We start from the raw sequence: 17734 nt of genomic DNA on the forward strand, positions 1-17734 counted from the left end.
GGCTTTTTTGTGCCTGCCTGGATCACTTAGGCTGGGCGCCCTTTACGAGCAAGGAATGCTCATGACGCGCTTACTGATTGCGCTGCTGCTCAGCACGCTGACCTTTTCAGCCTGGGCTGACGGCTGCCCGGCTGAAGCCCGGACCCAACTCGGCACCCTGGCCGAACAGATCCGCCAGTGGGATGACAGCTATCACCGGCTCGGCCATTCCCCCGTCAGTGATGAGCTCTACGACCAGGCTCGCCAACGCCTCGCGCAATGGCGCGAATGTTTCCCCCAACCCACGGCAAAGGCCGACAACCCACTGGCCAGCGCACGCGGCACCCTGGCTCACCCGGTAGCCCATACCGGCCTGGCAAAACTGCTGGATGAACAGGCAGTCGGCACCTGGCTCGGCACGCGCCAGGAGGTGTGGATACAACCCAAGGTCGATGGCGTGGCGGTGACATTGGTGTACCGTCAGGGTCGGCTGAGCCGGGTCATCAGCCGTGGCGATGGCCTGCTCGGCCAGGACTGGTCAGCCTCGGCGCGCAAGATCCCCGCCATTGTCCAGCAGCTGCCGGAGCCCCTCGACCTGGTGCTGCAAGGCGAACTCTACTGGCGCCTCGACGACCACGTGCAGTCGGCACATGGCGGGCTCAATGCCCGCAGTAAAGTGGCTGGGCTGATGAACCGCAAACACTTGAGCGACATCGAAGCCGCCGGCATCGGCGTGTTCATCTGGGCCTGGCCCGACGGCCCGGCCGCGTTCAACGAGCGCCTCGCCAACCTGGCACGCTGGGGTTTCACCGACAGCCAGCGCTACAGCCAGCCCATCCAGGACATTACCCACGCCGCACACTGGCGCGCCTATTGGTACAACCATCCCCTGCCCTTCGCCAGTGATGGCGTGGTGCTGCACCAGGCGCAGCGCGCACCCGCCGAGCGCTGGCAGGCCAGCACGCCGTACTGGGCGGTCGCCTGGAAGTACCCGGCGGCCAAGGCCCTGGCACTGGTGCGCAACGTGCGGTTCAAGATCGGCCGTACCGGGCGCATCACCCCCATGCTCGAACTCGAACCCGTGCGGCTGGATGACCGGCAGATCAGCCGTGTCAACGTCGGCTCGCTGAAACGCTGGCAAGCACTGGACATCCGCCCTGGCGATCAAGTCGCCATCAGCCTGGCGGGCCAGATCATCCCACGGTTGGACCAAGTGATCCTGCGCAACACCACCCGGGTCGACCTGCCGGTCCCGGACCCTCTGGACTTCCACGCCTTGAGCTGCTGGCAGCTGGACCCCGGCTGCGAGGAACAACTGCTGGCGCGGCTCACCTGGCTCAGCGGTGATCAAGGCCTGGCCTTGCCCCATATCGGCCGTGAGACCTGGAACATATTGATCCAGGCCGGTCTAATCGCAGGCTTTCTCGATTGGTTAACCCTGGACGCGGCAGAGCTTGCTAACATTGATGGCTTCGGCGATCGCAGCCGTGCGCGGGTGCTCGACAGCCTGCACAGCGCGCGGCAACGGCCCTTCGCCCAATGGCTCAAGGCCCTGGGCATACCGCCTGCGGCACGTAACAACCTGGAAGGCGGCTGGCAGACACTGGCCGCCAAGGACACCCAGGCCTGGCAGGCCACCGATGGCATCGGCCCGGGTCGCGCAGCGCAACTGAGCGCTTTTTTCCGCGATCCGCACGTACAGGCTTTGGCTGAAACACTACGCGTGGCCGGGATAGACGGGTTTTGAACCCGGCCTGGCCACCTTTGAACGGCGGCAGAATTCATCCTGCTGCCAGATTGCGACTTTGGAGTCCCACATGAAATTTCTCGCCCCTTTTGTCTTGTTGACTGTCGCAAGCTGCATGGCCACGCCACTGCTGGCGGCCGAAGAAGTTGCCCCCCTCACCGGCTGCGCCGCCAAGCGCCAGGCCATCAGCGCCCAGATCGAACAAGCCAAGGCGCATGGCAACAGCGCGCAACAGGCCGGCCTGGAAAAAGCCCTGAGCGAAGTCACTGCCAACTGCACCGACGCCTCCTTGAGGAAGGAGCGCGAAAACAAGGTGCTCGACGCCAAGCACGAAGTCAGCCGCCGCCAGGCTGACCTCGACAAGGCAATGAAAAAAGGCGATGCCGAGAAAATCAACAAGCGTAAGGACAAGCTCGCCCAGTCGCGCAAAGAACTGCAGGACGCCGTGGAACAACTCGACGAATAACGCCGGTCAGTGATCGCGAAACTGCTTATGGCAGGCGCTGCAGGCATCTTCGACTTTCTGCACCGCAGGCCCAAGGTTGCTGGCCTTGTACGGCTGGACCTGGCTGGCGACCACCAGTTCACCGGTGGCCGCTTCAAGGTTGCGGGCCAGTTCCTGGAAGCGTGCCTGTTGTTGCCATACGTCGTCCTTGGCACTGGTGTGATCTTCTTCGCGCACGCTCGGGAAGTGCTTCCACGGTTCATGCGACAACGCATCAAGCTTGACCGCGCCTTCGGCAAATTTCGCGCCGTCGAACGGGATGCGCCCACGCAACATGCCGCCCAGGTCCTCGCCGGTCTTGAGCATCTGCTTGAAAATCGCCTTGCGCTGGCCCAGCGGGGAATTTGGATCGACGCCGCCACAGGCGGACAAGGCCACGCAGGCCAGCAATACAACCGTCAGTTTTTTAAAAGTCATGATGGCTCAGGGTCACGGGAAACGGCGGCCAGTATCCTCGCCCCGTCCGTAAAGACCAATAGCCCTATTAATAATAAGGGTTGCCCGACTGCGCTACAGCGCGGGCAATCGCTTCAGGAATTGCGTTTATGAATGTCGTGCTGAAAACCTGGAGCCGCCGCCTGGCGTGGGCTCTGCCGATTGCTGCACTGCTGGCCGGCTGTGATGGCGGTAAAGACGCCAACAAAACAGAGGAAGTGGCCAAACCCCATGCCGTAGCCACCTACGTGAGCGCGCCATGGGAAGCCCTGCCGGCGGTGTCCGACAGCGACCTGCTGGCCGGCTTTGAAGCCTGGCGCAGCGCCTGCCAACGCCTCAAGGCCGACCCGATCTGGGGCGCGACCTGTGCCGCAGCGGTCACCGTGCCGGGCAATGCCGTGGCGGTGCGTGGTTTTCTAAAAGAACGCCTGGATGTATTCGGCCTGCGCTCGGCCGACGACACCCCCAATGGCCTGATCACCGGCTACTACGAACCGGTCTACCCCGGCAGCCTGACCAAGACTGCCACCGCCCATGTGCCCGTGTATGGCGTGCCGGATGACCTGATCATCGTCAATCTGGAAAGCATCTATCCGGAACTCAAGGGCAAGCGCCTGCGCGGTCGCCTCGAAGGCCGCGTGCTCAAGCCCTATGACGATGCCAGCGCCATCAACGGCCAAGGCTCCAGCGCCAAGCCGATTGCCTGGCTGACCAACCCGATGGACCTGCAATTTCTGCAGATCCAGGGCTCGGGCCGCATTCAACTCAAGGACGGCCGCCAACTGCGCGTGGGTTATGGCGACCAGAACGGCTACCCCTATCGTCCTATCGGCCGCTGGCTGGTGGAGCAAGGCGAGTTGAAGAAAGAAGCAGTGACCATGGGCGCCATCAGCGCTTGGGCCAAGGCGCACCCGGAGCGAATCCCGGAACTGCTCGCGAGCAACCCCAGCTACGTGTTCTTCAGCGCTCGTCCCGACAGCAATGAAGGTCCGCGCGGTTCGCTGAACGTGCCGCTGACGGCAGGCTACAGCGTGGCGGTGGATCGCAAGGTGATCCCGCTGGGCAGCCTGTTGTGGCTGTCGACCACCACGCCCGACGGCTCGGCATTGGCACGTCCCGTCGCCGCACAGGACACCGGCGGTGCAATCACCGGCGAAGTGCGCGCGGATCTGTTCTGGGGCACGGGTGATGCGGCAGGCGAGTTGGCGGGGAATATGAAGCAGCAAGGCCAGATCTGGATGCTGTGGCCCAAAGGCGCGGCGTTGCCGCACGTGCCGGATGCACCCGCGGGTACCTGAGGAACACTGGAGATCAAATGTGTAAACGGGCTTGTCGTGGGGAGCGGACTTACTGTGGCGAGCGGGCTTTTCGTGGCGAGCGGGCTTGCCCCGCGTTGGGGTGCGAAGCAGCCCTGACAACAGGCGCCGAGTTCCTTCTGAAAAAACTCGGTGTGCCGATTGGGGCCGCTTCGCGCCCCAACGCGGGGCAAGCCCGCTCGCCACAGTAGGCCCGCTTGCCACAGCAGCCCGCTCGCCACAGTAAGCCCGGCCACAATAGAGGGCCGGGCTACGCCTTAGATCGAGACGAAGAAGAAGCTCGCGATCAATACCATCCCTACAAACCACACCAGCGAACGCAGCATTGCCCAGTCGGCGACGTAGCAGATGATGTACAACAGGCGACTGGTGATAAACAGCACCGCCAGCACATTGATGGTCACCAACGACGCAGTCCCGGCAAGGTGGGCGATAATCACCGCCGCCGCGAAGGCGGGTGTCACCTCAAAGCTGTTGAGCTGCGCGTTGTGGGCGCGCTTGGCGAAGCCGTCGAGGGTATCCAGAAAAGCGCGCGGATCATGATTCTGCCGCGGGCCGAATTTGCCGCCACTGAACTTGGCCACCCCTGTGCACAGGTAAGGCAGGAAAATCGCTATCAACACACACCAGAAAGCCACCGTCATCACTGATTCCTTTTGTAGTTTTAAACAGAAATTAGAGTTTTAGCACTAAACCCAGCAAACCGCACTTACCGGCTATGAGCACGCCGCGCACCGAAAGGTTCTATCGCGCTGTGCAACCTCATGCCCGCCCTGCGGTCCACCCATGCACCAAAGAATTGCCACCCAACCTCCAAGGACCCCGGATGCTTGAACTTGTCGCCGCCTTCATCTGCCTCACCACCCTGCTCACCTATGTGAACTTCCGTTTTATCGGCCTGCCACCCACCATCGGCGTGATGGTCACGGCCCTGCTGTTTTCGCTGATCCTGCAAGGCCTGAGCGTGCTCGGCTACCCGGGCCTGGAGGAACGTATCCAGCAACTGATCGGCCAGATCGACTTCGGCGATTTGCTGATGAACTGGATGCTGTCGTTCCTGCTGTTCGCCGGCGCCCTGCACGTCAACCTCAACGACCTGCGCAGCTACCGCTGGCCCATCGGCCTGCTGGCAACGTTCGGCGTGTTGATTGCCACCGTGGTGATCGGCAGCCTGGCGTACTACATCTTCGCGCTGTTTGGCTGGCACGTGAGCTTCCTCTACTGCCTGCTGTTCGGCGCGCTGATCTCACCCACCGACCCGATTGCAGTCTTGGGCGTGCTGCGTACCGCCAACGCTTCCAAACCGCTGAAAACCACGATCGTCGGCGAGTCACTGTTCAACGACGGCACGGCGGTGGTGGTGTTTACGGTTTTACTGGGTATTGCACAGCTGGGCGAAACGCCGACCGTAGGCGCTACCGCGATGCTGTTTGCCCATGAGGCGATTGGCGGCGTGGTGTTCGGTGGCCTGATCGGCTACCTCGTGTACCTGATGATCAAGAGCATCGAGCAGCACCAGATCGAAGTGATGCTGACCCTGGCCCTGGTCATCGGCGGTTCGGCGATGGCCACCGAACTGCACGTCTCGGCGCCGATTGCGATGGTGGTGGCCGGTCTGATCATCGGCAACCTGGGACGCAAGCTGGCGATGAACGACATGACCCGTCGCTATCTGGATGGCTTCTGGGAGCTGCTCGATGACATGCTCAACGCGCTGCTGTTCGCGCTGATCGGCATGGAGCTGCTGCTGTTGCCGTTCAACTGGCTGCACGTCTTCGCTGCCAGCCTCCTGGCCGTGGCAATCCTGCTGTCACGCCTGCTGACCGTTGCTCCGGCGATCCTGCTGCTGCGCCGCTGGCGCACGGTGCCACGCGGGACCATCCGCATCCTGACCTGGGGCGGCTTGCGCGGCGGGGTTTCGGTAGCGCTGGCACTGGCATTGCCGCTCGGCCCGGAGCGCGACCTGCTGCTGAGCATCACCTACATCGTGGTGCTGTCGTCGATCCTGTTGCAGGGGTTGAGCATCGGCAGGCTGGTCAAGCGCGTGACTCGGGACGAGCCCCAAGCCACGCCCGAGCCTCACTGATCCTTGTTGATCTGCTGCGGATGCCTCGGGTCCGCAGCGGTTTTTCCCGGCAAGCTGCTTTCACTGCGAATCTGCGCGTGACTGATCAACGCAAAGATAAAGCTGCCGCCGATGATATTGCCGGCCAGGGTCGGACCGGCAAACACCAGCCAGAAGTCTTTCCACGGCAATTCGCCGGCAAACACCAGGTACGAAACCTCGGCCGAACCGACGACGATATGGGTGAAGTCCCCCAGGGCCATCAGGTAAGTGATCAGGATAATGATCCACATCTTGGCGCTTTCCATGGAGGGGATCATCCACACCATGGTCGCGATCATCCAACCGGAAACGATGCCTTTTGCAAACATCTGGCCGGCGTCGTTTTCCATGATCTTGCGGCCGATTTCGAGGAAGGCCAGGTCGGTCTTGGTATCGAAGATCGGCAGGTGCAACATCACATACGCCACCAGCAGGGTGCCGCACAGGTTGCCGACCAGCACGACTGTCCATAAGCGCAGCAGGCGTCCCGCGTTGCCCAGCGTAGGCTTGCTCATCACCGGCAGCACGGCAGTCAGGGTGTTTTCGGTGAACAATTGCTGGCGCGCCAGGATCACCGCAAGGAAGCCCGCGCAGTAGCCGAAGCTGGCGATGACCTTGAAGGCTTCGCCATCTGGCAGACGCGAGTTGAGCAAGCCCATCGCCATCAGCGACAGTCCCATGGTCAGGCCGGCAGCCAGCGCCGACCACCACAAGGCGGCGACGCTGCGCTCCAGCTCCTGGTCGCCCTGGGTGCGGATGATTTCATGCAACACCGCCGCGCGGGGGGGTTGGTTCTTGTCTACGTCCTGTTGCTCTTCCTGCGACAGGTTGGGGGTCTTGCCGTCTGCTTGAGTGGCCATGATGTACCAGAGTCCGAGGGGTGCCTGTAGCTACGACATGCCGGCACAGTAGCTGTTCAGTGGCCAGGCAACTAAACCCGTTTGCGCCAGGCCTTGGCCATCTCCACAGTAGTGTCACTGGAAGACATACTCCATGGCATGTTGCGCGCCTGGTAATGTTCGCTGAGATCATCAAGCACACGATTGAACGCCTGCGGCGTGGTGGCCTTGGCCAAGTCTCGTGCCGCGCGCTGCAACAGTTCGACATTGGATGCCGGCTGGCCAGGCCGGAACAGTGACGGGTAGATGACTTCCCGTGTAAAGCTCTCGGCACTCACCGCGATATCGCGACGTTTCATTTCGGCAACAGCGCAAGCCATGACCCTGGAAGCGGACGGTACATCGCCGGAGCCCTGATTAGCAGCCACTTGCAGCAATCGCTGAAAATTTCGCTGGCCTGGGTCATTCAAGCGCCGTCCCAACCACTCCAATTGCTCGGGACTTCGGGCAAGTACTTCCAGATTGCGCACTGCCGACGACAGCTTCGGTGTGAACAGCAAGCCATCATGCGACTTATCGACCTCTGTAATCGCATGGTCCAGCGCGCGCAACGCCTGTTTCGCTTCTTCTCGAAACATCAGCACACTGGCTGCGGCACTGTCTGCCTGCAACGCCGTCTGCACACTGGCCAATATTTCATCATCCATCGCCAGCACCGCCGCATCCAGCGAACCGAACGAGTGAGACTCCCTCGTCGAGGCAAGATTCTGCAGGTGCCCAGCCACCGTTTCACGGGTCCTTTCCTGCAGGTGCTGCTTGTGCTCATCCTTCATGGTGAAGTTGACCGTACCGTTGAACAGACCGCGAAAATCTCCCTGTTCGGTATTCAGTGGCGACACCAGCGTCTGGTCGGCAAATGCCTTGAGCCTATTATCCTGGTAAGCCTCGGCAGCCGAATGTGGCGTTCCCGTAATGCAGTCGACCAAGCTGCTGAAAAAACTGCCACTTTGGGCAGGCTCCTCGGCGGAGTCAGGTTCGAATTTGATGATCAGCGACTCGGGCTTGCTCAGGAGGCTCTCGGCAAACAATCGGTCCACCACGCCTGGCGCTGGCGTATTGAGCATCAGGCCACCGTCCTGAAAGGTCGTGGTTTCTGTCGCCATCTGGAAGCCATGCCCCTGTTCCACAGGGCTTTTGAACAGTGCCGGCAACGAACCCGAAATATGCGCAGCGCGGGCAATATCCATGTCCGGCGTCAAACTGCTGTTGAACACTACCAACTGTGGACGCCCTCCAAACATGCCCGTGCCGGTGATATTGAGTTGCTTGACCGCTGCAATACTGCGGCTTAACACCTCAAGGTCGGCAAACGTCGGCGCGCCACCAGCACTGAGCTTGTCAGCAATGCGCATGACGTCGGCAGGCCGGGTTTCTCTGGGAGTGTCGGCAATATGTCCAAGAAGCGCCTTGCGCGACTCGTCGCGGATCATGTCCTCCAGCGGGGCGGCATCGGTTTTCAGGCGCGGCAGCAGGGTCATCAGCAACTGGGAAATATTGCCGACCGGGCCCGGCAAATATCCGAGGTATTTGCCCAGTGTCGAACTGGCGTCCTGCAACCAGGCCGTCAAAGGGTCTTTGCTGTTCAGCAAGGTTGGCAGACTGATGTTGTCCGACAGTCCATCGAAGGCTGCCGTACTCATTCCACTGGCGATCAATGCTGCAGAAATCGCACCGGCAGATGAGCCGGAAATCACCTGGATGCCTTCCAGCTTCCGGGCGTCCTCGAGTGCCTGCACCACCCCCGAAAAGGCAACCCCCTTGGCGCCACCACCGCTGAGCACCAAATGCGTGATGGGCGGCCGCGACAATGTCACCTCCACTCGCCCATGGGGATCGCGCTGGAGGATCAGATTGCGCGCGCCTCCGCCCTCCACCCGTAACGTCTTCGCGGTGTGATCGACGCGGGTACTGACATCTCCAGGCGAGGGAAACTGAACGGGGTTGACCGGATTGAGCACTTTCATGCGCTGACTCACTCTGCGGGGGTGTAGTGCTGAGTGATGACAGAGCCTGGGAAAGATCCAACCGGAACAATCAGGTAACAGAAACCAAACCGGTGGGCATGCAGTTATTCCTGGATGCCATCCTCCTGGAACTGGTCCTTGACGTACTTGATTTCCGTACGTCCGTGAGGCGCTGGCAGGCCATCTTCACCGAGGTTGACGAAGACCATTTTCTCGACGGTGAGGATGCTTTTACGGGTGATCTTGTTGCGCACTTCACAGGTCAGGGTGATCGAGGTGCGACCGAATTCGGTGGCGGTGATGCCCAGCTCGATGATGTCGCCCTGGCGCGAGGCACTGACGAAGTTGATTTCGGAGATGTACTTGGTCACCACGCGCTGGTTGCCCAACTGGACAATCGCATAGATTGCCGCTTCTTCGTCGATCCAGCGCAACAGGCTGCCACCGAACAGGGTGCCGTTGGGGTTGAGGTCTTCGGGTTTTACCCATTTGCGGGTGTGGAAGTTCATGGGGACTCCAGGTTTGAGATGTTTGGCGATTGGGTTGTGGCCCCCAGCTTCAAGTTTTAAGCGACAAGCTGCAAGTAGTAGCCGATTCGCTCTTACTTGCCGCTTGTAGCTTGTTGCTTGCCACTAGCCAGACAAAGACAGCTATAATCGCCCCCGATTTCAGAACGGCTAATACCGTTCTCCCGCCACCTGTCCGAGGGGCGCTGCAGCAGGTTCAACCTGTCAGGCTCGGATGGGGCGTTGTCCGGCCTGGTTAGCCAGCTGGATACTAAACGCACAACGGCGCCCATTCGCACACTACGAATGGAGGCTCTTCATGAGCGCTGTAAACACGCCTGCAGATTTCAACGACTACAAAGTCGCCGACATGTCCCTCGCTGCCTGGGGCCGTCGCGAAACCTTTATCGCCGAATCCGAAATGCCTGCGCTGATGGGCCTGCGTCGCAAGTACGCCGCTGAGCAACCGCTCAAGGGCGCGAAGATCCTCGGCTGCATCCACATGACCATCCAGACTGCCGTGCTGATCGAGACCCTGGTTGCCCTGGGTGCCGAAGTACGCTGGTCGTCCTGCAACATCTTCTCGACTCAAGACCAGGCCGCTGCCGCTATCGCTGCTGCCGGTATCGCCGTGTTCGCCTGGAAAGGCGAGACCGAAGAAGAGTACGAGTGGTGCCTGGAGCAAACCATCCTCAAGGATGGCAAGCCATGGGACGCCAACATGATCCTCGACGACGGCGGCGACCTGACCGAGCTGCTGCACAAGAAGTACCCGCAGATCCTCGACCGCGTCCACGGCGTGACCGAAGAAACCACCACCGGCGTACACCGCCTGCTGGACATGCAGGCCAAGGGCGAGCTGAAAATCCCGGCCATCAACGTCAACGACTCGGTGACCAAGAGCAAGAACGACAACAAGTACGGCTGCCGTCACAGCCTGAACGATGCCATCAAGCGCGGCACCGACCACCTGCTGTCGGGCAAGCAAGCCCTGGTGATCGGCTACGGTGACGTGGGCAAGGGTTCGTCCCAGTCCCTGCGTCAGGAAGGCATGATCGTCAAGGTGTCCGAAGTCGATCCGATCTGCGCCATGCAAGCCTGCATGGACGGTTTCGAAGTGGTTTCGCCGTTCATCAACGGCCAGAACGACGGCACCGAAGCGAGCATCGACAAAGCCCTGCTGGGCAAGATCGACCTGATCGTGACCACCACCGGTAACGTCAATGTTTGCGATGCGAACATGCTCAAGGCCCTGAAAAAGCGCGCCGTAGTGTGCAACATCGGTCACTTCGACAACGAAATCGACACTGCTTTCATGCGCAAGAACTGGGCGTGGGAAGAAGTGAAGCCACAGGTACACAAGGTTCACCGTACCGGCGCTGGCGATTTCGACCCGCAGAACGATGACTACCTGATCCTGCTGGCTGAAGGCCGCCTGGTTAACCTGGGCAACGCCACCGGCCACCCAAGCCGCATCATGGATGGCTCGTTCGCCAACCAGGTTCTGGCCCAGATCTTCCTGTTCGGCCAGAAATACGCCGACCTGTCGCCTGCCCAGAAAGCCGAGCGCCTGACCGTGGAAGTACTGCCGAAGAAACTCGACGAAGAAGTGGCCCTGGAAATGGTCCGCGGCTTCGGTGGCGTCGTGACTCAACTGACCAAGACCCAGGCCGACTACATCGGCGTGACCGTCGAAGGTCCGTTCAAGCCGCACGCTTACCGCTACTAAGCAGCGGCAAGCTTTCAGCGGCAAGCGTCAAGAAATGCGCTTGTGCCGAGGGCTTGCTACTTCATTGCTCTTTAAGCAGCTACCAGCTGCGAGCTCCAAGCTGCAAGAACAGGCACACCGCCCTCTTGCAGCTTGAGGCTTGCAACTTGCAGCTGGAGACCTCACATGTCCCAAGACCGTCGCTACAGCTTCGAGTTCTTCCCGACCAAGACCGATGCTGGACATGAAAAACTGATGGCTGTTGCCAAGCAACTGGCCAGCTACAATCCTGACTTCTTCTCCTGCACCTACGGCGCCGGCGGCTCGACCCGTGACCGCACGATCAACACCGTGCTGCAGCTGGAAAGCGAAGCCAACATTCCCGCCGCTCCGCACTTGTCGTGCGTGGGCGACAGCAAGGCCGACCTGCGCGGCCTGCTGACCCAATACCAGCAAGCCGGCATCAAGCGCATCGTCGCCTTGCGTGGCGACCTGCCATCCGGCATGGGCATGGCCAGCGGTGAGCTGCGCTACGCCAACGACCTGGTGAGTTTCATCCGTGAAGAAAGCGGCGATCACTTCCATATCGAAGTGGCGGCTTACCCGGAGATGCACCCCCAGGCGCGCAACTTCGAAGACGATCTGCAGAATTTCGTGCGCAAGGCCAACGCCGGCGCCGACAGCGCGATCACCCAGTACTTCTTCAACGCCGACAGCTACTTCTACTTCGTCGAGCGCGTGCGGGCCATGGGTGTGAACATCCCGATCGTGCCAGGCATCATGCCGATCACCAACTACAGCAAGCTGGCACGCTTCTCCGACGCGTGCGGTGCCGAGATCCCACGCTGGATCCGCAAGCAACTGGAAGCCTACGGCGACGACGTCAAGAGCATCCAGGCGTTCGGCGAACAGGTCATCAGCAGCATGTGCGAAGAATTGCTGCAGGGTGGCGCACCTGGGCTGCACTTCTATACGCTTAATCAGGCTGAGCCGAGCCTTGCAATCTGGAACAACCTCAAGCTGCCGCGCTGAGGTCTGACCGAGCTGCACCCAGGCCCTCGTTTATACGAGGGCTTTTTTTGTTCACATCTCCCCGGAATGGAAGCCTGCAGTAAATGAATACAGCGTCCCCGACTCCCCGCCCGCAGCTGGTTTACCTGGTATTCGGCGCCGAGACCTATCATCAGGAAGCGGTATTCAGCATCGCCAGTGCCCTGGCGCAGCTGGGCGCAACCGAGGACCTGCCCCTGGACATCCAGGTGTTCAGCGACAACCCGGCGCCCTACGACGGCCTGCCGGTGCAGGTCCACGTACTGGATGAGGCCACGCGCAAACGCTGGAGCGAGCCTCACGGTTACCATTTCCGCACCAAGCACGTGCTGTTGCGCCAAGTCCTGGAAACGGCGGAGCGGGCACTGCTGATCGACACCGATACGTTTTTCCACGACTCGCCCATGGCCCTGTTCGAGCGCGTCGCACCCGGCACCCTGCTGTGCAACGCCTTCCACGCCAAGTACGGCGATAACCGCGAAAGCGTGCTGTACGAAGCGCTCGCGCCATACCTGAGCGAAAAAGGCCTGGCCGACGACAACATGTGGCTGCTCAACTCCGGGGTCATGGGCCTGGCACGCCAGGACGCACACCTGCTGGACCAGTCGATCGCGCTGATGGACGAACTGTTCCCGATGGCTCTCGGCGCCTACACCCTGGAAGAGTTCTGCCTGTCGGTTGCCGCCTACCGCCAGGTCAACGTGCGCCAATGCCCGGACCTGATCCACCATTACTGGAGCCGCAAACAGCTGTTCCGGGCCAAGGTCAAGGCGTGGATCACCAAGCACAGGGCCAGCCCCATCAGCACGCTGGCCCTGGCCGACACACGCAAGGTCTCCGCCCACTTGCCGCGCCCGCCACGCCTGCAGCGCCTGATGTACAAGCTGATCACCCTGGCCCTGCCCAAGCGCAAGCAGCAGTTCATCCGCGAGATTCTCTACGGGTGCTACGAGCACCAAAACGAGTTCGACCAGGCATGTGGCCCGGTTTGGTGGGACAAGGCGCGCCAGAATCAGGAAGAGCGCCAGCAGCGCCCGGTCGATGCACACCAGCTGGAGCACTGGTTCGCCAACCCGTTGGTGCGCCTGATTCTCGGTGAGCGGCGTACCGCCATCTACGAGCACCTGATGAGTTCGCAGACGCATTGATACCGCCTGCAGATGCGTGTGCCAGAGCTTCTCTTTAGCGCAGGAGCGTCGTAACCTCAGGGTATGCCCGTGATCCTGAAGCTTGCGACCGCTGCCCTTTTCACTTGCCTGAGCCTGGCCGCTTATGGCGAGAAACTGCGCATTGTCACCGAGCCCTGGGCACCCTATGTGTACGAAGAACGCGGCGCCATGCAGGGACTGGACTACGACACCACGGTGATCGTGTTCCAGCGCCTGGGGGTCGATGTAGAGTGGCAATTCCTGCCCTGGAAGCGCTGCCTGGCCATGCTTGACCAGGGCCAGGCCGACGGCGCGCTGGATATTTTCCACAGCCATGAGCGCGACGCGCTGCTGCTCTACCCCAGCGAACCGCTGTCACAAGTCGAGTTCACCCTGTTCTACGCCAACGAACGGCCGCACCCGGCCCAAAGCCTTGAGGACCTGCGCGGCCTGACCGTCGGCACCTCGCCCGGCTACCTGTACGGCGAGCCGTTCAGCGATTCCGCGCTGTTCAACCGCGAAGCGGCGCCCAGCCATGAGGCCAACTTCGGCAAATTGATGCTCGGGCGCATCGACCTGGTGATCACCGACCGCCGGGTCGGCCAGCACGTGATCAAGGCCATGGGCCTGGAAAGCAAGGTCAGCCAGGCCCAGGTCGTGGTCAGCCGCCAGCCGCAGTTCCTGGCTGTGCGTCGGGGTGCGGGCATGGACCTGCTGGTGCAGCGCTTTGCCGCCGAGCTCAGGCGCTTCAAACAGGAACCGGCCTACGCCGCCTTGAGTGCCAAATATGGTGGAATCCAGGCCATATCGGCAGCAGGAGACACCGTTGAGCAGCAGGAAAGCAGCGCGCAGTGATTGCTCTGTTATACTCCGGCCTTTCCGCCAGGCTTACGCCCGGCCGCTGAGGTCTTGAAAAAGGCACCCAACCCCGCTACAGCGCAGCTTTCAGCCCGCGCGAGCCGGTGGAGTGCTCGCCAGACGCAGCAGGACCGGACGGGATTGCGCTCCCCTAAGCGCCATTCACGCCCGGCAAGATTATCCCTCTGGGCCAAGCCCTAACTAAAACAGGATTACTCATGTCCTTTGCTTCCCTCGGTCTCTCCGAGGCTTTAGTCCGCGCCATCGAGGCAGCGGGCTATACCGAGCCTACTCCGGTGCAACAGCGGGCCATTCCCGCCGTGTTGCAAGGTCGCGACCTGATGGTTGCGGCTCAGACAGGTACTGGTAAAACCGGCGGCTTCGCCCTCCCGATTCTGGAGCGGTTGTTCCCCAATGGTCACCCGGACAAATCCCAGCGTCACGGCCCGCGCCAACCGCGCGTACTGGTCCTGACCCCCACCCGCGAACTCGCCGCGCAAGTGCACGACAGCTTCAAGCTGTATGCCCGCGACCTGAAGTTCGTCAGCGCCTGCATCTTCGGCGGCGTCGGCATGAACCCACAGGTTCAGGCCATGTCCCGTGGTGTCGACGTGCTGGTCGCCTGCCCCGGTCGCTTGCTCGACCTGTGCGGCCAAGGCAGCGTCGACTTGTCCCACGTGGAAATCCTCGTGCTGGACGAAGCAGACCGCATGCTCGACATGGGCTTTGTCCATGACGTGAAAAAGGTCCTCGCACGCCTGCCGGCCAAACGTCAGAACCTGCTGTTCTCGGCAACGTTCTCCAACGACATCACCGCCCTGGCCGGCAAGCTGCTGCACAACCCGGAACGCATTGAAGTCACGCCGCCGAACACCACGGTCGAGCGTATCGAACAACGCGTGTTCCGCCTGGCCGCCAGCCACAAGCGTGCGCTGCTGGCCCACCTGATCACCGCCGGCGCGTGGGAACAGGTACTGGTGTTCACCCGCACCAAGCACGGCGCGAACCGCCTGGCCGAGTACCTGGACAAGCACGGCCTCACCGCCGTCGCCATCCACGGCAACAAGAGCCAGAACGCCCGCACCAAAGCCCTGGCCGATTTCAAGGCCGGTGAAGTGCGCATCCTGGTGGCCACCGATATCGCCGCCCGCGGCCTGGATATCGACCAACTGCCACACGTGGTCAACTTCGAACTGCCGAACGTCGACGAAGACTACGTGCACCGTATCGGCCGTACCGGCCGTGCCGGTCGTTCGGGTGAAGCCATCTCCCTGGTTGCACCGGACGAAGAAAAACTGCTGAAAAGCATCGAGCGCATGACCAAGCAGAAAATCGCCGACGGCGACCTGATGGGCTTCGATGCCAGCGCCGTCGAGGCTGAAAAGCCAGAAGCGCGCGAGCGTCCGGACGTGCGCAACCCACGCAACCCACGCGGTCCGAAGGGCGATGGCCCGAACGGCGGCGGTGGTGGCGGTGGTCGTCGCGACAAGGGCAAGGACAAGGGCGGCAAGGAAAAAGCGCCTACCAACGGCCGTGGCGAGCGCCCGGCCCGTGAGCAAAAACCACGTGAAGGCACCCCGGCCCGCGAACAGCGCCAGCCGACCCAGCCACCACGCGCTGCAGCCGACCGCGCCCCGGACGAGTTCCTCGACGACGACGTGGATAACTTCGGTAACCGCGTTGACTACGTGCCCCAGGCCAAACCGCCCCAGGGTCGTGGCCGTCGTCCAGGCGCCCCGGCGCAAGGTGCCGGCGCAGGTGCCCCACGTGGCGGCCAGCCACAGGGCGGTCGTCAGAACGGTCCGCGCAACAGCAGCGGCGGCACCACCGGTACGCCACCGGCCAAGCGCAACGGCCCGCGTAACGGCGCGCCTCGTGATGGCCAGGCCCGTCGCGATGATTCGCGCAGCAACAACCGTCGCCCGGCCCGTGACGACCAGCCACGCTTGTCCGAACCCGCCGTGCAGAACCCGCGCGGTGGCCCGGCGCCGAAGATCATCCACAAGGAGTCGAAAGCCGACCGCTTCCCGACACCGGAGCAGTTGGATCAACTGCCAGGCCGTCCTCGTGGTGAAAAACCTGCGCTGCTGACCCGCAACCGCTGAGTTTCAAAGCACCACAAAAAATGCCCCGCCTCTTTCGAGACGGGGCATTTTTTTTGACTCGACACTGATCAACTGTGGGAGCTGGCTTGCCTGCGATCGTATCGACTCGGTGTGCCTGATGCTTCGATGCGCCCGCATCGCAGGCAAGCCAGCGCCCACATTGCGTGCATTCCAGGCATAAAAAAACCGGATCTCAGGATCCGGTTTTTTCGGGTAAAAACAGAAATTACTTCTGCTTGACGCCTTCCAGCGAGATGTCCAGGTCCACAGTCTGCGAGGACGGGCCTGGGCCTTTGATGCCGAAGTCGTTCAGGTTGACGGTAGTGGTGGCGTTGAAGCCAGCACGTTCGCCGCCCCATGGATCCTTGCCTTCACCGTTGAAGGTCGCCTTGAAGGTCACAGGCTTGGTCACGCCGTGGAAAGTCAGGTCGCCCGTCACGTCAGCGGTTTTTTCGCCGGTGGATTTAACAGCGGTGGACACGAACTTGGCATCGGCAAACTTGCCAACGTCGAGGAAGTCCTTGCTGGCGATGTGCTTGTCACGTTCTGCGTGGTTCGACCACAGACTGGCGGTTTTCACGTCGACCGCGATTTTGCTGGCTTCAGGCTTGGCGGCATCCCAGCTGAACGAGCCATCCCAGTCCTTGAAGGTACCGTGGATGTAGCTGTAGCCGAGGTGGCTGATTTTCCAGTCGATGAAGGCGTGCTGGCCTTCCTTGTCGATCTTGTAGTCGGCGGCCATCACCTGACCAGCAGACAGCAGGGCGGTACCGATTGCCAGAGCGGCGAGCGTCTTTTTCAACATGCTTTCTATTCCTTGTGAGTCGAGGTTGAACATCAGGCTTTGCGCCCCAGCATACGAACCAGGGTCACATCACGATCAATGAAATGGTGTTTCAGCGCGGCCACGCCATGCAGGCCGGCGAACACCACCAATACCCAGGCCAGGTACAAATGCACCACGCCTGCAGTGTCTGCCTGGTCCGGTAGCCCGGAAACCAGCGCAGGAATCTCAAACAAGCCAAACACCGGGATCCCGACACCGTCTGCGGTGGAAATCAGGTAACCGGCAATCATCACGGCAAACAGCCCGAGATACAGGAACGCGTGGCCAAACGCAGCCCCCAGACGCGTCATGCGGCTATAGCTGGCAAGCGGTGGCGGCGGCGGGCTGACCAGGCGCCAGACGATCCGCACGAGCATGATGGCGAACAGCGTAATGCCGATGCTCTTGTGCAGGTCCGGGGCGTCTTTGCGCCAGGCACTGTAGTAGTCGAGACCGACCATCCACAGGCCCAATGCGAACAGACTGAACACCACCAGGGCCACGCCCCAGTGCAAAACGATGCTGACCCAGCCATAGCGGGCCGGTGAATTACGTAGTTGCATGTCCCAAATCCCGTAAGA

The 17734-nt window shown here is 61.5% G+C and carries 16 protein-coding genes and 1 riboswitch; of the genes, 9 read left to right on the forward strand and 7 right to left on the reverse strand.

Annotated elements, in window-relative coordinates:
* The first annotated feature begins 61 nt into the window (after window positions 1-61).
* Both ligB and BBG20_RS15285 read left to right on the forward strand, forming a co-directional pair.
* Window positions 62-1726 (forward strand): NAD-dependent DNA ligase LigB, encoded by a 1665-nt coding sequence (gene ligB / locus BBG20_RS15280; RefSeq protein WP_065904852.1) that lies wholly within the window; start codon window positions 62-64, stop codon window positions 1724-1726.
* A 70-nt stretch (window positions 1727-1796) separates the two neighbouring features.
* Window positions 1797-2192 carry a DUF1090 domain-containing protein gene (locus tag BBG20_RS15285; protein ID WP_065904854.1) on the forward strand — a complete coding sequence of 132 codons (396 nt, stop codon included), beginning with the start codon at window positions 1797-1799 and terminating at the stop codon, window positions 2190-2192.
* Between the two features lie 6 nt (window positions 2193-2198).
* Here BBG20_RS15285 and BBG20_RS15290 read toward each other — a convergent pair whose 3' ends face one another.
* A complete protein-coding gene (locus BBG20_RS15290; RefSeq protein WP_065904855.1) occupies window positions 2199-2648 on the reverse strand; it encodes a c-type cytochrome in 450 nt (149 codons plus the stop codon).
* A 128-nt stretch (window positions 2649-2776) separates the two neighbouring features.
* Between BBG20_RS15290 and mltA the strand changes: the two genes are divergently transcribed.
* Complete coding sequence (gene mltA, locus BBG20_RS15295) at window positions 2777-3964, forward strand: murein transglycosylase A (RefSeq protein WP_065904856.1); 1188 nt, start codon at window positions 2777-2779, stop codon at window positions 3962-3964.
* 275 nt (window positions 3965-4239) lie between these two features.
* Here mltA and BBG20_RS15300 read toward each other — a convergent pair whose 3' ends face one another.
* Window positions 4240-4626, reverse strand: a complete 387-nt coding sequence (locus BBG20_RS15300; RefSeq protein ID WP_065904857.1) for an MAPEG family protein — start codon at window positions 4624-4626, stop codon at window positions 4240-4242.
* 182 nt (window positions 4627-4808) lie between these two features.
* Here BBG20_RS15300 and BBG20_RS15305 point away from each other — a divergent pair, with 182 nt between their 5' ends.
* A complete protein-coding gene (locus tag BBG20_RS15305; RefSeq protein ID WP_065904859.1) occupies window positions 4809-6068 on the forward strand; it encodes a cation:proton antiporter in 1260 nt (419 codons plus the stop codon).
* On the opposite strand, the gene BBG20_RS15310 is transcribed toward BBG20_RS15305, so the two are convergent.
* From BBG20_RS15310 to BBG20_RS15320, 3 genes are all read right to left on the reverse strand, one after another.
* The gene (locus BBG20_RS15310) at window positions 6062-6949 is read right to left on the reverse strand and encodes a formate/nitrite transporter family protein (protein ID WP_065904861.1); all 888 of its coding nucleotides are present in this window, start codon (window positions 6947-6949) and stop codon (window positions 6062-6064) included. The genes BBG20_RS15305 and BBG20_RS15310 overlap by 7 nt on opposite strands.
* A 71-nt stretch (window positions 6950-7020) precedes the next feature.
* Window positions 7021-8952, reverse strand: a complete 1932-nt coding sequence (locus tag BBG20_RS15315) for a patatin-like phospholipase family protein (protein WP_065904863.1) — start codon at window positions 8950-8952, stop codon at window positions 7021-7023.
* A 104-nt stretch (window positions 8953-9056) separates the two neighbouring features.
* Window positions 9057-9461 carry an acyl-CoA thioesterase gene (locus BBG20_RS15320; RefSeq protein WP_065904864.1) on the reverse strand — a complete coding sequence of 135 codons (405 nt, stop codon included), beginning with the start codon at window positions 9459-9461 and terminating at the stop codon, window positions 9057-9059.
* A gap of 189 nt (window positions 9462-9650) precedes the next feature.
* A riboswitch (S-adenosyl-L-homocysteine riboswitch) is annotated at window positions 9651-9756 on the forward strand.
* A 21-nt stretch (window positions 9757-9777) separates the two neighbouring features.
* On the opposite strand from BBG20_RS15320, the gene ahcY reads away from it, so the two are divergent.
* The 5 genes from ahcY (at window position 9778) to BBG20_RS15345 (ending at window position 16327) form a co-directional block, all read left to right on the forward strand.
* Complete coding sequence (gene ahcY, locus BBG20_RS15325) at window positions 9778-11187, forward strand: adenosylhomocysteinase (RefSeq protein ID WP_065904865.1); 1410 nt, start codon at window positions 9778-9780, stop codon at window positions 11185-11187.
* Between the two features lie 165 nt (window positions 11188-11352).
* Entirely contained in the window at window positions 11353-12198 is an 846-nt protein-coding gene (metF, locus tag BBG20_RS15330; RefSeq protein WP_065904866.1) for a methylenetetrahydrofolate reductase [NAD(P)H], read from the forward strand.
* Between the two features lie 83 nt (window positions 12199-12281).
* Window positions 12282-13364 (forward strand): hypothetical protein, encoded by a 1083-nt coding sequence (locus BBG20_RS15335; protein ID WP_065904867.1) that lies wholly within the window; start codon window positions 12282-12284, stop codon window positions 13362-13364.
* 63 nt (window positions 13365-13427) lie between these two features.
* Entirely contained in the window at window positions 13428-14219 is a 792-nt protein-coding gene (locus tag BBG20_RS15340) for a substrate-binding periplasmic protein (RefSeq protein ID WP_065904869.1), read from the forward strand.
* Window positions 14220-14440: 221 nt separating this feature from the next.
* Window positions 14441-16327 (forward strand): DEAD/DEAH box helicase, encoded by a 1887-nt coding sequence (locus BBG20_RS15345; protein ID WP_065904871.1) that lies wholly within the window; start codon window positions 14441-14443, stop codon window positions 16325-16327.
* Window positions 16328-16553: 226 nt separating this feature from the next.
* Here the strand turns inward: BBG20_RS15345 and BBG20_RS15350 are convergent, their stop codons facing one another.
* A complete protein-coding gene (locus tag BBG20_RS15350) occupies window positions 16554-17132 on the reverse strand; it encodes a YceI family protein (protein ID WP_065904872.1) in 579 nt (192 codons plus the stop codon).
* A gap of 32 nt (window positions 17133-17164) precedes the next feature.
* Window positions 17165-17716, reverse strand: coding sequence for a cytochrome b (locus tag BBG20_RS15355; protein ID WP_065904873.1), 552 nt, complete (start codon window positions 17714-17716; stop codon window positions 17165-17167).
* Window positions 17717-17734: the final 18 nt, after the last annotated feature.

This window comes from Pseudomonas aylmerensis (genome assembly GCF_001702265.1).
Classification (GTDB): Bacteria; Pseudomonadota; Gammaproteobacteria; order Pseudomonadales; family Pseudomonadaceae; genus Aquipseudomonas; species Aquipseudomonas aylmerensis.